The organism is Pseudomonas sp. PA-4-8C (assembly GCF_021606625.1).
In the GTDB taxonomy this organism is placed as follows: Bacteria; Pseudomonadota; Gammaproteobacteria; order Pseudomonadales; family Pseudomonadaceae; genus Aquipseudomonas; species Aquipseudomonas lactis.
On record NZ_WKCD01000039.1, the window covers coordinates 1 to 15,273 of the forward strand.

Sequence of the window (15,273 nt, forward strand, 5' to 3'; positions counted from 1 at the left end):
CCCCCCACAGTTGGATCGCGGGGTGTCAGGTAGATAGGTGTCGGCTGTCAGGACGTCATCGCAGGCAAGCCAGCTCCCACATTTAGATCGTGGGGTGTCAGGTAGATAGGCGTCGGCTGTCAGGCCGCCATCGCAGGCAAGCAAGCTCCCACAGTTGGATCGCGGGGTGTCAGGTAGATAGGTGTTGGCTTTCAGGCCGACATCGAAGGCAAGCCCACATCTGCACTGCCCGCATTCAAATAGAACTTCTACCCCCAGCCCCGCCTCATAACTGACAAGCCCACCGCCCCGGCAACCCCATGGACCTCGTCATCGCCCGCCCCGAAGGCCTCTACTGCCCTGCCGGTGATTTTTACATCGACCCCTGGCGCCCAGTGGAACGCGCAGTCATCACCCACGCCCACGGCGACCACGCCCGCACCGGCAATCAACACTACCTGGCCGCCGCCCCCGGCGAAGGTATCCTGCGCTGGCGCCTGGGCCAGGACATCAACCTGCAAACCCTGGCCTACGGCGAACGGTTGGTGCATCACGGCGTGACCTTAAGTTTTCATCCGGCCGGGCATGTACTGGGTTCGGCCCAGGTACGCCTGGAATACCAGGGCGAAGTCTGGGTGGCGTCCGGCGACTACAAGGTCGAACCCGATGGCACCTGCGCGCCCTTCGAACCGGTGCCCTGCCACACCTTTATCACCGAATCCACCTTCGGCCTGCCGATTTACCGCTGGCAGCCCCAGGCGCAGATTTTTGCCGGGATCAATGACTGGTGGCAGGCCAATATCGCCAGCGGCAAAGCCAGCGTGTTGTTCTGCTACTCCTTCGGCAAGGCCCAACGCATCCTCCATGGGCTGGACGCCAGCATCGGCCCGATCCTCAGCCACGGCGCCGTCGAGCCGTTGAACCGGGTGTACCGCGAAGCGGGCATCTACATCCCCGAGACGCTGTATGCCGGCGACTTCAAAAAGACCGACCCACTGCTGCGCCAAGCCCTGATCATCGCCCCGCCCTCTGCCGGTGGCAGTACCTGGATGCGCCGCTTTGGCGACTACAGCGACGCCTTCGCCAGCGGCTGGATGCGCCTGCGCGGTACACGGCGGCGGCGCGGTGTGGACCGTGGTTTCGTGCTTTCGGACCACGCCGACTGGCCTGGCTTGTTGTGGGCCATCGAACAAACCGGCGCACACCGGGTGATGGTCACCCATGGTTCGGTGGGTGTGTTGGTACGTCACCTGCGGGAAAAGGGCTTGGATGCCCAAGGCTTCAGCACCGAATACGGCGATGACGAAGAAGAGGTCACGGCATGAAAGCCTTCGCCGAGCTGTACGCCAACCTCGACGCCACCACTTCCAGCAATGCCAAGCTCGCCGCCCTGCAAGCCTACTTCCTGCAGGCGCCGCCGGCCGATGCGGCCTGGGCTGTGTACTTTCTTAGCGGCGGGCGGCCCCGGCAATTGGTGCCGACACGTCTGCTACGGGACATGGCCACCGAAGCGGCCGGTATCGAACCCTGGCTGTTCGAAGAGAGCTACCAGTCGGTGGGAGATCTGGCCGAGACCATCTCCCTGCTCCTGCCAGAATCCACCTACACCTCCGAAGACGGCTTGGCCGTATGGCTGGAAGAAAAACTCCTGCCCCTGCGCGGTCTGCCGCCCATGGACCTGGCAGACCGGCTGCCAGCGCTGTGGGCGCAACTGGACCAACCGAGCCTGATGGTGTGCATCAAATTGATCACCGGCAGCTTCCGCGTCGGGGTGTCCAAACTGCTGGTGACCCGCGCCCTCGCTGCCATGGCCGACCTCGACAGCAAGCGCGTGGCGCAGCGGCTGGTGGGCTACACCGACCTGTCGAACCGTCCGACAGCCGAAGGCTACCTCAAGCTGATCGCCGCCGAATCATCCGACGAACACGCGCAACGTGGCGGGCAGCCCTATCCGTTTTTTCTGGCTCACGGGCTGGCGCAACCGGTGGAGCAATTCGACACCCTGCTCGGTTCGCCCGCCGACTGGCAGGTGGAATGGAAGTTTGATGGCATTCGCGCACAACTGGTCAAGCGCGAGGGGCGCCTGTGGGTCTGGTCTCGCGGTGAAGAGTTGCTGACTGAACGTTTCCCTGAACTCCACAGCCTGGTCAGTGGCCTGCCCGACGGTACGGTGATTGATGGCGAAATCGTGGTGTGGAAAGACTCGGTGCAACCCTTCGCGCTGCTGCAACAGCGCATTGGCCGCAAAACCTTGAGTAAAAAAGTGCTAGAGGATGCGCCAGTGGCGGTGCTCGCCTACGACCTGCTGGAATATCAGGGCGACGACTGGCGCAACCACACCCAGGCTGAACGTCGCACCCAATTGGAACAGGTGATCGCGGCGTGCAACCAACCGGTGTTATTGCCTTCGCCATTGCTGGAAGGCCAAACCTGGGCAGCCTTGGCCGAACAGCGTGAAGCCTCTCGCAGCCTGGGGGTGGAAGGCATGATGCTCAAGGATCGCAAGGGCCTCTACGGCGTGGGCCGCACCAAAGACATGGGCCTGTGGTGGAAGTGGAAGGTCGACCCCTTCAGCGTCGACGCCGTGTTGATCTACGCCCAGCGCGGCCATGGCCGGCGCGCCAGCCTCTACAGTGACTACACGTTCGCCGTATGGGACGGCCCACCGGGCAGCGAGCGCACCCTGGTGCCGTTCGCCAAGGCGTATTCCGGGCTGACCGACGAGGAAATGCGCAAGGTCGACGCCATTGTGCGCAAAACCACGGTGGAGAAGTTCGGCCCGGTCAGCAGCGTGACGCCGAGCATGGTGTTTGAGCTGGGTTTTGAAGGGATTGCCCTGTCCAAGCGGCACAAGAGCGGGATTGCGGTGCGATTTCCGCGGATGCTGCGCTGGCGCCAGGATAAGGCGGTGGATGAAGCGGACAACCTGGCCACGCTACAAGACTTGCTGGCCTGATCCAGCCCCTTGTAGGAGCTGGCTTGCCTGCGATGACGGTGAGTCAGCTACCCCATGTAACAACTGACCCACCGCTATCGCAGGCAAGCCAGCTCCCACCTTTTGATCAGCGACAGTTCCACAATGGTGCGCTGGAAATTCCATGCCCACTTTCGGGCACCGCCTACACTTGAAACGGCCTTATCCCACCTTTTAAAAAGCCCATCCGGAACTATGGTGCAGAAATTGCTACTTGTGATGGGTCTGACACCGTTCAGTAACAGTCCTAATCGCGCCACAAGCGCTTATCTTGGTTTCCAGGGATTACCTAATGAAAAAAGCATTGCTGACCCTTTCTGCACTGGCTCTGTGCATGGCTGCTGGTGTTGCTACGGCCAAGGAATACAAGGAATTGCGTTTTGGTGTCGACCCTTCCTACGCACCGTTCGAATCCAAGGCCGCCGACGGCAGCCTGGTGGGCTTCGATATCGACCTGGGCAATGCGATCTGCGCGGAGCTGAAGGTCAAGTGCAAGTGGGTCGAAAGTGACTTCGACGGCATGATCCCGGGCCTGAAAGCCAATAAATTCGATGGCGTGATTTCGTCGATGACCGTGACCCCAGTGCGCGAGAAGGCCATCGACTTCTCCACCGAGCTGTTCTCTGGCCCGACTTCGCTGGTGTTCAAGAAAGGCGCTGGCTATTCGACGCCAGACTCTCTCAAGGGCAAATCCGTGGGTTACGAGCAAGGCACCATCCAGGAAGCCTACGCCAAGGCCGTACTGGATAAAGCCGGGGTGACCACCAAGGCTTACGCCAACCAGGACCAGGTGTACGCCGACCTGACCTCCGGGCGCCTCGACGCTTCTGTGCAGGACATGCTGCAAGCCGAACTGGGCTTTCTCAAGTCGCCAGCCGGTGCCGGCTATGAAGTGAGCGCCGCGATCGACGACCCGCTGCTGCCGTCGAAAACCGCCGTCGGTATCAAAAAAGGTAACACTGAACTCAAGGCGCTTTTGGATAAAGGTATCAAAGCGTTACACGATGATGGCACCTACGCCACTATCCAGAAGAAACACTTTGGCGATCTGAACCTGTACAGCGGCAAATAATGCCTGGGGCGCCCTGCTTCAGGTGGGGCGCTTTTTTATCGCCATAGGTCCTGATTTATGTTCGAAGATCTGTTGCAAACCCTCGGGCTGAGCGCATTCAGCCTGAAGGGTTTCGGCCCGCTGTTGCAGCAAGGCACCTGGATGACCATCAAGTTGTCGGTGCTGTCCCTGGCCGTCAGCGTCTTGCTGGGCCTGCTCGGCGCCAGCGCCAAACTGTCCAGCCTGGCCATTGTGCGTATCCCCGCCCAGCTCTACACCACCCTGATTCGCGGTGTACCCGACCTGGTGCTGATGCTGCTGATTTTCTACAGCCTGCAAACCTGGCTCAGCGGCTTTACCGACTTTATGGAATGGGAATACATCGAGATCGACCCGTTCAGCGCCGGGGTGATCACCCTGGGCTTTATCTACGGGGCGTATTTCACCGAAACCTTTCGCGGCGCGATTCTCGCCGTGCCCCGCGGCCAACTCGAAGCCGCCACCGCTTACGGGCTCAAGCGCGGGCAGCGGTTTCGCTACGTGACCTTCCCGCAGATGATGCGCTTTGCGCTGCCGGGCATCGGCAATAACTGGATGGTGATGCTCAAGGCCACCGCACTGGTGTCGATCATCGGCCTGGCAGACCTGGTAAAAGCCGCCCAGGACGCTGGCAAGAGCACCTATCAACTGTTTTATTTCCTGGTGCTGGCGGCGCTGATCTACCTGTTGATCACCAGCGCCTCAAACTTTGTCTTGCGCCGACTTGAACGTCGCTACTCCGCAGGCGCCCGGGAGGCAGTGCGATGATCGAGCTATTGCAGGAATACTGGCGCCCCTTTCTTTATAGCGACGGCCAGCACATCACCGGCCTGGCCATGACCTTGTGGTTGCTCAGTGCCTCGCTGGTGATCGGCTTTCTGGTGTCGATCCCACTGTCCATCGCCCGCGTTTCGCGCAAGCGCCTGGTGCGTTGGCCCGTGCAGTTCTACACCTACCTGTTTCGCGGTACGCCGCTCTATATCCAGCTGCTGATCTGCTACACCGGCATCTACAGCCTTGCCGCCGTGCGGGCACAACCGGTGCTGGATGCGTTCTTTCGCGACGCAATGAACTGCACCCTCCTGGCCTTCGCCCTCAACACCTGCGCCTACACCACCGAGATTTTCGCCGGGGCGATCCGCAGCATGGCCCACGGCGAAGTCGAGGCGGCCAAGGCTTACGGCCTCAGCGGCTGGAAGCTGTACGCCTATGTGATCATGCCTTCGGCGTTGCGACGCTCGTTGCCCTACTACAGCAACGAAGTGATCCTGATGCTGCACTCAACCACGGTGGCCTTTACCGCAACGATCCCGGACATCCTCAAGGTTGCGCGGGATGCCAACTCCGCCACCTTCATGACCTTCCAGTCATTCGGCATTGCCGCACTGATCTATCTGACGGTGACCTTCGCCCTGGTCGGTCTGTTTCGCCTGGCGGAACGTCGTTGGCTGGCCTTTCTCGGGCCGAGCCACTAAGGAGTTTGCATGCGCCACCAGCTACATGACCTGATCGCGCCGGTGCCCGGCACGGCGCGGCAGATCCACAGTTTTCACTTCGGCCCGCAGCAGCCCGAAGGCAAGGTGTACATCCAGTCCTCCCTGCATGCCGATGAATTGCCGGGCATGCTGGTGGCCTGGCACCTGAAGGCACGCCTGGCAGAACTTGAAACGGCCGGGCGCTTGCGCAGCGAAATCGTGCTGGTGCCGGTCGCCAACCCGGTGGGCCTGGAACAGGTGTTGATGGACATCCCCTTGGGCCGCTACGAACTGGAAAGCGGGCAGAACTTCAATCGCCTGTTCGTCGATCTCAGCGAAGACGTCGGCAACCAGGTCGAAGACCTGCTGGGCGATGATCCCCAGCGCAATGCCCAATTGATCCGCAGCGCACTGTCCCACGCCTTGGCCGCGCACACCGCTCAGACCCAGTTGCACTCCCAACGCCTGGTGTTGCAACGCCTGGCCTGTGATGCCGACGTGGTGCTGGACCTGCATTGCGACTTCGAAGCCGTGGCGCACCTGTACACCACGCCCGAAGCCTGGCCACAGGTAGAGCCGTTGGCGCGCTACCTGGGCTCGGAGGCCAACCTGTTGGCTACCGATTCCGGCGGGCAGTCTTTTGACGAATGTTTCACCCTGGTGTGGTGGCAATTGCAGCAACGCTTCGGCGAACGCTACCCGATCCCCATGGGCAGCTTGTCAGTGACCGTCGAATTGCGCGGCCAGGGCGATGTCAACCACGGCCTCGCCGCGCTGGACTGCCAGGCCATCATTGATTATTTGATCCACTTCGGCGCCATTCACGGCGATGCAGCCCCCTTGCCTGCCCTGGCCTACCCGGCTACGCCGCTGGCGGCGGTGGAGCCGGTGACTACCCCGGTGGGTGGCTTGCTGGTATTCAACGCTCTGCCAGGCGAATACCTGGAGGCCGGGCAATGGGTCGCCGACATCATCGACCCCATTACAGACCGCGTAACGCCTGTGCACTGCCAGCACGCCGGGCTGCTTTACGCCCGCTCGCTACGCCGCATGGCCACGGCCGGCATGGTGATCTGCCATGTCGCCGGCACACAGGTCTACCGCAGCGGTTATCTACTTTCGCCTTGAGGATGCACGCCCCATGTACAAACTGACCGTTGAAGGCCTGCACAAAAGCTATGGCGACAATCAAGTGCTCAAAGGTGTGTCGCTCAAGGCCAAGACCGGTGATGTGATCAGCTTGATCGGCGCCAGTGGCTCAGGCAAGAGTACCTTCCTGCGCTGTATCAACTTTTTGGAAACCCCCAACGATGGCGCCATGACCCTGGACGGCCAAGCGATCCGCATGGTCAGCGACCGCCAGGGTATGCGCGTGGCCGACGATGCCGAGCTGCAACGCCTGCGCACGCGGCTGGCGATGGTGTTCCAGCACTTCAACTTGTGGAGCCACATGAGCGTGCTGGAAAACATCACCATGGCCCCTCGGCGTGTGCTGGGTTGCAGCAAAAAGGACGCTGAGGACCGCGCCCGCCGCTACCTGGACAAAGTCGGGCTGCCGGCGCGCGTGGCCGATCAATACCCGGCGTTCCTGTCAGGTGGCCAGCAACAACGCGTCGCCATCGCCCGCGCCCTGGCGATGGAGCCGGAGGTGATGCTGTTCGATGAACCCACATCAGCCCTGGACCCGGAGCTGGTGGGCGAAGTGTTGAAGGTGATCCAAGGCCTGGCCGAGGAAGGCCGCACCATGATCATGGTGACCCACGAGATGAGCTTTGCGCGCAAGGTCTCAAGCCAGGTGCTGTTCCTGCATCAGGGCCGGGTGGAGGAGCAAGGCCTGCCAGAGGATGTGCTGGGCAATCCGAAGAGCGAACGCCTGCAACAATTTTTGAGCGGCAACTTGAAGTAGGAGCGAGCTTGCTCGCGAAAATCGTCAACGATAACGCCGGCAACCTGGAGAAACACCGTGCCTGGGCCTTTTTCGCGGGCTAGCCCGCTCCTACAGTTGAACGTCGGCGGTGCCTGAAGGGTCTTTGAACTAACCCCTCCAGAGCGTCCGCTGCCGCATGGCAAAAAACCCCGACTTCGCCAAGCAATGGTTTGCCACCCAAGGGTGGAAGCCATTCGCCTTTCAGAAAGAGGTATGGGCCGCGGTCAAGGCCGGCCAGTCGGGGTTACTGCATGCCAGCACTGGGGCGGGTAAAACCTATGCCCTCTGGTTTGCCGCCCTCAATCGTTTCGCCATCACCCGCCCGCCCGTCACAGGCAAACGCAAACCGCCTGCCGAGCCGCTGACCGTGCTGTGGATCACGCCGATGCGCGCCTTGGCCGCCGACTCCGCACGCGCCCTGCAAGCCCCACTGGAGGCGTTGCAGATTCCCTGGAGCGTGGGCCTGCGCACCGGTGATACCAGCAGCAGTGAACGCGCGCGCCAGACCCGTCGCCAACCCACCGCCCTGGTCACCACCCCGGAAAGCCTGACGTTGATGCTGGCCCGCGCCGACAGTGAGACCAGCCTGGCGCACCTGCGCATGGTCATCGTGGATGAATGGCATGAACTGATCGGCAATAAGCGTGGCGTGCAGTTGCAACTGGCGCTGGCACGCTTGCGGCGCTGGCATCCTGAGTTGATGGTGTGGGGTATTTCCGCGACGCTGGGTAATCAGGCCCACGCTTTGGAAGTACTGGTCCCACAGGGCGACGGCATTAATGTACAGGGGCAAACGGCCAAGGCACTGAAGGTCGACACCTTGCTGCCGCCCGTCACCGAGCGCTTTCCTTGGGCCGGGCATATCGGTTTGAAGATGTTGCCGCAGGTGGTCGCCGAGGTAGAGGCCAGCAGCAGTTGCCTGGTATTTACCAATACCCGGGCGCAATCGGAGATCTGGTACCAGGCGATTCTGGACGCGCGTCCGGACTGGGCCGGCTTGATTGCCCTGCACCACGGTTCGTTATCGCGCGAGACCCGCGACTGGGTGGAGCGGGCGTTGAAAGACGGGCAACTCAAGGCGGTGGTGTGCACCTCCAGCCTCGACCTGGGCGTGGACTTCCTGCCGGTGGAACGGGTGCTGCAAATTGGTTCCGCCAAGGGCGTAGCGCGGTTGATGCAACGCGCCGGGCGTTCCGGCCACGCGCCAGGGCGGCCCTCACGGGTAACGCTGGTGCCCACCCACAGCCTGGAGTTGGTGGAAGCCGCGGCCGCCCAGGATGCGATCGCCCAACGGCACATCGAAGCGCGGGAATCACCTTACAAGCCGCTGGATGTGCTGGTCCAACACTTGGTCAGCATGGCCTTGGGCGGCGGGTTTACTCCGGCAGCACTGTTGGACGAAGTGCGCGGCGCCTGGGCCTATCGCGACCTCACCGAAGCGGATTGGGCCTGGGCCCTGGGGTTTGTGCGCCATGGTGGCCTGTCACTCACCGCTTATCCGGATTACCGCCGCGTGGAGCCCGATGAGCACGGCATCTGGCGTGTCCCGGATGCACGCCTCGCACGCCGCCATCGCATGAGCGTCGGCACCATCGTCAGTGATGCCAGTATCCAGCTCAAGTTCTGGAGCAAGGGCGGCGGCGGCAAGAACCTGGGCAGTGTCGAGGAAGGGTTTATTGCAAGGCTCAAGCCGGGGGATGGGTTTCTGTTCGCCGGACGCTTGCTGGAACTGGTGCGCGTGGAAAACATGACCGCCTATGTACGTCGCAGCACCGCGAAAAAAGCCGCCGTGCCACGCTGGAATGGCGGGCGCATGCCCCTTTCCAACGAACTGGCCCAGGCGGTAGTCGAGCGTTTTGATGCCGCCGCCCATGGGCAGTTCGACGGCCCGGAGATGCAGGCGGTGCAACCGTTGCTGCACACCCAATTGCGTTGGTCCGGCCTGCCGACCCGTGAGCATTTGCTGGCTGAAACCCTGCGGTCGCGGGAAGGCTGGCACCTGTTCCTTTACCCCTTCGCTGGCCGCCAGGTACACCTGGGCTTGGCCAGTTTGCTGGCCTGGCGGGTCAGCAAACAGCAGCCGCTGACCTTCTCGATTGCGGTGAATGATTATGGCCTGGAGCTGTTGAGCGCCACCGAGGTGCAGTGGCCCCAGTTGTTGAACGTTACGTTGCTGAGCCCCCAAGACCTGCTGGCTGACGTGATCGCCAGCCTCAATGCCGGCGAACTGGCCCTGCGCCGCTTTCGCGAGATTGCGCGAATCGCCGGGCTGGTATTTGCCGGGTATCCCGGCGCGCCGAAAAGCACGCGACAAGTGCAGGCTTCCAGCGGCTTGTTCTTTGAGGTGTTCAAGCAATATGACCCGCAGAACCTGCTGCTGGCCCAGGCCGGTGAAGAAGTTCTGCGTGATGAATTGGATATTCGCCGGCTGGAACACACGCTGAATCATCTGTCGACGCTGAGGCTGGACCTGCACACGATCCAGCGGCCCACACCCCTGGCATTCCCGCTGCTGGTAGAACGGATGCGCGAAAGCATGAGTTCGGAAAAGCTTTCGGAGCGCATCGCGCGGATGGTGAAGGACCTGGAAAAAGTCGCCGACAAAGGGCAAGGCTGATGCATTACCCACTGATGCTGGAAGGCGAAGAGCTATGGCTATTGCCGGACAAGGCCGTGTATTGGCCCGCACGTCGATGCCTATTGATTGCCGATGCGCATTTTGGCAAGGCGTCGGCCTATCGCAGCCTGGGGCAACCGGTGCCACAGGGCACGACTACGGCCAACCTAGAACGCTTGAACAGGCTGTTAACGGCCCTGCCCTGCGCGCAGTTGATCTTTCTCGGCGATTTCCTGCACGGTCCCGGCTCTCACGCCAGCGGCACCCTGAACGCACTTCGAGCCTGGCGTGAGCGCAATCGCACACTGGCCTTGACTCTGATTCGCGGCAATCACGACAAACGTGCCGGCGACCCACCGCTGGATTTGGCCATTGAGGTGGTCCCCGAGCCCCTGCTAATGGGCCCTTTCGCCTTGCAGCATGAGCCAGAGGCACACGTCAGCCACCATGTACTGGCGGGGCATGTGCATCCGGTGTACCACCTGCGAGGCAAAGGGCGCCAACGGCTGCGCTTGCCGTGCTTCCAGATTGGCGCTCAGGTTAGCCTGCTGCCAGCCTTTGGCGCGTTTACAGGGGGTTATGCCGTGGAGCAGGCCCAGGACCAGCGAATCTTTGTGATCGGCGATCACCAAGTCTGGCCGATTCAATGAATCGATAAGGCCCGCTCAGGTATCAGGCAACAGGCGCGGGTGGTGGCTCGTCCGGTAAGGTCGGCTCACCCGGCTCGGTAGGCTGCGGGTAATCAGGTTCAGGTTGACCGGGGATGCCGCCCCCGTGCGCGGGGTTGGCCATCAGGGACCAGGCCAGAACACCAATCTGGTTGGGTTCAAGCCGGGCGAGTTCTGCGCTGATTCGCGGGTCGATCTTCATAGGGTACTCCTCAAGTATGGCCCGGCGCGTTTCACACGCGCCGAAGCAGTACACCTAGATAGAGTCACTTTCTGCAGACAAATTCCCTTTGCCCGTAGGAGCTTTAGATCAAGCGCGTGGGAGAGTGACGCCGCGTTGGCCCTGATACTTGCCCGCACGGTCTTTGTAGGACACTTCACAGGCCTCGTCGGACTGCAAGAACAGCATTTGTGCCACGCCTTCGTTGGCGTAGATTTTCGCCGGCAAAGTGGTGGTGTTGGAGAATTCCAGGGTCACGTGGCCTTCCCACTCAGGCTCAAGCGGCGTGACGTTGACGATAATGCCGCAGCGGGCGTAGGTGCTTTTACCCAGGCAGATGGTCAGCACGTCGCGAGGAATACGGAAGAACTCCACGGTGCGCGCCAGGGCGAAAGAGTTGGGCGGGATGATGCACACGTCGCTCTTGACGTCGACGAAGCTCTTTTCGTCGAAGTTTTTCGGATCGACGATCGCCGAATTGATGTTGGTGAACACCTTGAATTCATCGGCGCAACGCACGTCGTAGCCATAGCTGGAAACGCCGTACGAAATCACGCGCTCGTCGCCTTCGCCACGAATCTGGCGTTCGACGAACGGCTCGATCATGCCGTGTTCCTGCGCCATGCGGCGAATCCACTTGTCCGATTTGATGCTCATGGCGGTGTCCTGAATAGCGAGGCGAAAAAAATCTGTGGGCCATCTTACCGGGGCCGGCGTTGGGGTTCAAAGGCCGCACGGGTTTTCTTGATGAATGCACCGCCAGCTATAAGCCGCAGCCAGCGTAGCCGGGGCCCGGATGGCCGGCATCAATGACTGTAAATACCACCGCCAGTCACGAAAATAGAGAAACCTTCGGAAATACCATTGGCACGTTCCGGAAAAAGGGTTAAGGTGGCGCCACTGTGCTGCTTGTGTCACTGAGAATCTCTACACGATATGTTGAATTTCGATCCAACCATCTCCAAGAATTTTTCCTGCTCTTTGCACTCAGTCTCGGCCAGGGCTTTTCCTGAGTCGCAGTTAACTTTGTCCAAGGAGATACACCATGTCTAATCGCCAAACTGGTACCGTTAAGTGGTTCAACGATGAAAAAGGCTTCGGCTTCATCACTCCACAATCCGGTGACGACCTGTTCGTTCACTTCAAAGCTATCCAATCCGACGGCTTCAAAAGCCTGAAAGAAGGCCAACAGGTTTCTTTCATCGCTACCCGCGGTCAGAAAGGCATGCAAGCTGAAGAAGTTCAAGTTATCTAACTTGTACTGACTTAGTCGAAAAAACCCCGCCCTTAAAAGCGGGGTTTTTTTATGCCTGGATTTCGGGATGCCTGATCGTTCCCGCGCTCTGCGTGGGAACGCCTCTTGTGACGCTCGGCGTCGCGCTTTGGGACGCCGAGCGTCCAGGGCTGCATTCCCACGCAGAGCATGGGAACGATCAGGGCACAGCAAAACGCCCGGTGCATTCACATGCATCGGGCGTTTTGTCATCGCTGCCCTACCAATCGTTATTGGAACAACGACTCACTCGACAAGCCATTCTTCTCCAGGATCTCGCGCAAGCGCTTGAGGCCCTCTACCTGGATCTGCCGCACCCGCTCACGGGTCAGGCCAATCTCCAGGCCCACATCCTCCAGGGTGCTGCTCTCATGGCCGCGCAGGCCGAAGCGGCGAATCACCACTTCACGCTGCTTGTCCGTGAGCTCTGACAGCCACTGGTCAATACTTTGGGAAAGATCATCGTCCTGCAACAGCTCGCAAGGATCCGTCGGACGGTCATCGGTCAGGGTGTCCAGCAGGGTTTTATCCGAATCCGGCCCCAGCGAGACATCCACCGAAGACACACGCTCGTTAAGGCCTAGCATGCGCTTGACCTCCCCTACCGGTTTTTCCAGCAGGTTGGCGATCTCTTCAGGCGAAGGTTCATGATCGAGTTTTTGCGTCAGCTCACGCGCCGCCCGCAGGTAGACGTTGAGCTCCTTGACCACATGGATCGGCAACCGGATCGTGCGGGTCTGATTCATGATCGCCCGTTCGATGGTCTGGCGAATCCACCAGGTGGCATAGGTAGAGAAACGGAAGCCCCGCTCAGGGTCGAATTTCTCCACAGCCCGGATCAAGCCCAGGTTGCCCTCCTCGATCAGGTCCAGCAGGGACAGCCCACGATTGACATAGCGTCGGGCGATTTTCACCACCAGGCGCAGGTTGCTTTCAATCATGCGCTTACGCCCAGCCGGATCGCCCTTCTGCGACAGACGCGCAAAATGGACTTCTTCTTCGGGGGTCAATAGAGGGGAAAAGCCGATTTCATTGAGGTACAGCTGGGTCGCGTCGAGCGCCCGCGTGTAGTCAACGTACTTGTGCTGCTTCAATGCGGCAGCATTCTTGGATTTGGTGCGAACTGAAGGTGGTGATACCCCTTCATTATCTGACATCGTTTCCAAATCGATACCGGCCTCCATAAGGAGAACCTCATCGTCGATGTCAAACTCCGGCACTTCTTTACTGAGAGCCATTGTTATAGTCCTTTGGTGAGTTCGACCTCAAGCTCAAGCGACGCCTCTATCCTTGGCAACGCTGGAGCCTGTTCCTTCTACGTGAGGGAACAGGCTGTGCAACACATCAACGACGGGGCAGGAATTGCAGCGGATCTACAGGCTTCCCTTGGCGGCGAATCTCAAAGTGCAGTTTCACCCGGTCTGTGCCCGTTGACCCCATTTCGGCAATCGTCTGTCCGACCTTGACCTGCTGCCCCTCCCGAACCAACAACCTGCGGTTATGACCGTAGGCACTGACGTAGGTATCGCTGTGTTTGATGATGACCAGCTCGCCGTAGCCCCGCAAACCACTCCCGGCGTACACCACTGTCCCATCAGACGCAGCTAAAACAGGCTGTCCCAAATCCCCGGCGATATCAATGCCTTTATTCAAACTACCGTTTGAAGAGAATTTTCCAATCAACACTCCGTTTGAGGGCCATCCCCAACCGGTCGGCGCAGGCCCGGCAGGTGGCAACGGCGCGGGTGCCGGCTTGCTCGCAACCGTAGGCGTGGCGCTGCCTGCAGGCCGAGTGATGATGGTGGTCTTGCTCGAGGACGATGGCGAAGAACCCGACTTTGTCACAACTGCCGTAGGTGCAGAACCTGAGCGACCATCGAAACGAATGGTCTGCCCTGGATGGATCGTATACGGCACAGGAATGTTGTTACGGGCGGCCAGCGCCTTGTAGTCCCAGCCATAACGAAAGGCAATCGAAAACAGGGTGTCGCCTTTGCGCACCACGTATTGACCGGTGGTCACCGTGGGCCTTTGGGGGGTTGCGTTGGTACGGTCAACGACCCGCGCACCGCCGGATGGCGTGCTCGAGCAGGCTGCCAATAAGGAACTCAAGACAAGGCCAAGCACCAGTCGCTGAAAGCTTGTTTTACTCATTCGCTGCGCAGGACCTGTGAGACTCACCCGCCGCTCCCTTTGTGGTGGCTGAACGTTAACGCCTGGATCAGGCTTGAAATATGACGCAAGTATAACTGGGCATTGGCTTTTTACTGGCACATGACTGAAAGGAAAAATTCATCATGTTTAATCGTGGCTGCCAGGCATGTTGATTCAATAGACCCCGCCGTAAGACACATCCCCGCTTACAGAATTCACTGTGCGCGAATAAATGATCAGGCCAGCGGGCCGTTGAGCAAGGGAACGAAACGCACGGCACCGAGTACATGCCGGGAAAAGCCTTCGTCCTCGCGGATAATAAGCATCAACTGTTGCACTTCGCCGGAGCCCACCGGGATGACCAGCCGCCCGCCAGGTGCCAATTGATCCAGCAAGGCTTGCGGCACATCGGTGGCCACGGCGGTGACGATGATACCGTTGTAGGGCGCCAGCGCCGGCCAGCCCTCCCAGCCATCGCCCCAGCGAAATACCACGTTGCGCAGGTTCAGCTCCACCAGACGCTCTTTGGCCCGGTCCTGCAGCACCTTGATGCGCTCGACCGAAAACACCCGCTCTACCAATTGCGACAGCACGGCCGTCTGGTAGCCGGAGCCGGTGCCAATCTCCAGCACCTTGTCCAAAGGCCCCGCCGCCAGCAGCAGCTCGCTCATGCGCGCGACCATGTAAGGCTGAGAGATGGTCTGGTTGTGACCGATGGGCAACGCCGTGTCTTCATAGGCACGATGCGCCAGGGCTTCATCGACAAACAGGTGCCGCGGCGTGCGCCGGATCACTTCCAGCACCTGCGCGTTGGACAAGCCTTCTTCATACAGGCGCTGGATCAACCGCTCCCGGGTGCGCTGGGAGGTCATCCCGATGCCACGGCGCAACAGGTC

At 60.4% G+C, this 15,273-nt stretch carries 15 protein-coding genes; 10 read left to right on the forward strand and 5 right to left on the reverse strand.

Features of this window, described 5'->3' with window-relative positions; genetic code table 11:
* The first annotated feature begins 299 nt into the window (after positions 1 to 299).
* The 9 genes from GIW04_RS09525 (at position 300) to pdeM (ending at position 10,712) form a co-directional block, all read left to right on the forward strand.
* Positions 300 to 1,304 (forward strand): ligase-associated DNA damage response exonuclease, encoded by a 1,005-nt coding sequence (locus tag GIW04_RS09525; protein WP_003189232.1) that lies wholly within the window; start codon positions 300 to 302, stop codon positions 1,302 to 1,304.
* Positions 1,301 to 2,935, forward strand: a complete 1,635-nt coding sequence (locus tag GIW04_RS09530) for an ATP-dependent DNA ligase (RefSeq protein ID WP_003189229.1) — start codon at positions 1,301 to 1,303, stop codon at positions 2,933 to 2,935. Before GIW04_RS09525 ends, GIW04_RS09530 begins: the two co-directional genes overlap by 4 nt.
* Before the next feature lie 310 nt (positions 2,936 to 3,245).
* Entirely contained in the window at positions 3,246 to 4,025 is a 780-nt protein-coding gene (locus GIW04_RS09535; RefSeq protein WP_003189228.1) for a transporter substrate-binding domain-containing protein, read from the forward strand.
* Positions 4,026 to 4,082: 57 nt separating this feature from the next.
* Entirely contained in the window at positions 4,083 to 4,811 is a 729-nt protein-coding gene (locus GIW04_RS09540) for an ABC transporter permease (protein ID WP_236478969.1), read from the forward strand.
* On the forward strand, positions 4,808 to 5,518 hold the full coding sequence (locus GIW04_RS09545) for an ABC transporter permease (RefSeq protein ID WP_003189226.1): 711 nt from the start codon (positions 4,808 to 4,810) through the stop codon (positions 5,516 to 5,518). Before GIW04_RS09540 ends, GIW04_RS09545 begins: the two co-directional genes overlap by 4 nt.
* 9 nt (positions 5,519 to 5,527) lie before the next feature.
* On the forward strand, positions 5,528 to 6,646 hold the full coding sequence (locus GIW04_RS09550) for a succinylglutamate desuccinylase/aspartoacylase family protein (RefSeq protein WP_034134923.1): 1,119 nt from the start codon (positions 5,528 to 5,530) through the stop codon (positions 6,644 to 6,646).
* A 13-nt stretch (positions 6,647 to 6,659) separates the two neighbouring features.
* Complete coding sequence (locus GIW04_RS09555) at positions 6,660 to 7,424, forward strand: ABC transporter ATP-binding protein (RefSeq protein ID WP_003189223.1); 765 nt, start codon at positions 6,660 to 6,662, stop codon at positions 7,422 to 7,424.
* Between the two features lie 157 nt (positions 7,425 to 7,581).
* Complete coding sequence (locus tag GIW04_RS09560) at positions 7,582 to 10,062, forward strand: ligase-associated DNA damage response DEXH box helicase (RefSeq protein WP_120247604.1); 2,481 nt, start codon at positions 7,582 to 7,584, stop codon at positions 10,060 to 10,062.
* Positions 10,062 to 10,712, forward strand: coding sequence for a ligase-associated DNA damage response endonuclease PdeM (pdeM, locus tag GIW04_RS09565; RefSeq protein WP_120247603.1), 651 nt, complete (start codon positions 10,062 to 10,064; stop codon positions 10,710 to 10,712). Before GIW04_RS09560 ends, pdeM begins: the two co-directional genes overlap by 1 nt.
* A 22-nt stretch (positions 10,713 to 10,734) precedes the next feature.
* Here the strand turns inward: pdeM and GIW04_RS09570 are convergent, their stop codons facing one another.
* Positions 10,735 to 10,932: a hypothetical protein gene (locus GIW04_RS09570; protein WP_003189217.1), complete on the reverse strand. Its 198-nt coding sequence runs from the start codon at positions 10,930 to 10,932 to the stop codon at positions 10,735 to 10,737.
* 108 nt (positions 10,933 to 11,040) lie between these two features.
* Positions 11,041 to 11,607 carry a dCTP deaminase gene (gene dcd / locus GIW04_RS09575; RefSeq protein WP_003189215.1) on the reverse strand — a complete coding sequence of 189 codons (567 nt, stop codon included), beginning with the start codon at positions 11,605 to 11,607 and terminating at the stop codon, positions 11,041 to 11,043.
* Positions 11,608 to 11,995: 388 nt separating this feature from the next.
* Here dcd and GIW04_RS09580 point away from each other — a divergent pair, with 388 nt between their 5' ends.
* Entirely contained in the window at positions 11,996 to 12,205 is a 210-nt protein-coding gene (locus GIW04_RS09580) for a cold-shock protein (protein WP_002554837.1), read from the forward strand.
* A gap of 248 nt (positions 12,206 to 12,453) precedes the next feature.
* On the opposite strand, the gene rpoS is transcribed toward GIW04_RS09580, so the two are convergent.
* The 3 genes from rpoS to GIW04_RS09595 all read right to left on the reverse strand — a co-directional run bounded on the left by rpoS (position 12,454) and on the right by GIW04_RS09595 (position 15,249).
* Positions 12,454 to 13,461 carry an RNA polymerase sigma factor RpoS gene (rpoS, locus tag GIW04_RS09585; protein WP_003189214.1) on the reverse strand — a complete coding sequence of 336 codons (1,008 nt, stop codon included), beginning with the start codon at positions 13,459 to 13,461 and terminating at the stop codon, positions 12,454 to 12,456.
* A gap of 106 nt (positions 13,462 to 13,567) precedes the next feature.
* Positions 13,568 to 14,404 carry a peptidoglycan DD-metalloendopeptidase family protein gene (locus GIW04_RS09590; RefSeq protein ID WP_003189213.1) on the reverse strand — a complete coding sequence of 279 codons (837 nt, stop codon included), beginning with the start codon at positions 14,402 to 14,404 and terminating at the stop codon, positions 13,568 to 13,570.
* 209 nt (positions 14,405 to 14,613) lie between these two features.
* The gene (locus GIW04_RS09595) at positions 14,614 to 15,249 is read right to left on the reverse strand and encodes a protein-L-isoaspartate(D-aspartate) O-methyltransferase (RefSeq protein WP_169850588.1); all 636 of its coding nucleotides are present in this window, start codon (positions 15,247 to 15,249) and stop codon (positions 14,614 to 14,616) included.
* Between the last annotated feature and the right edge of the window lie 24 nt (positions 15,250 to 15,273).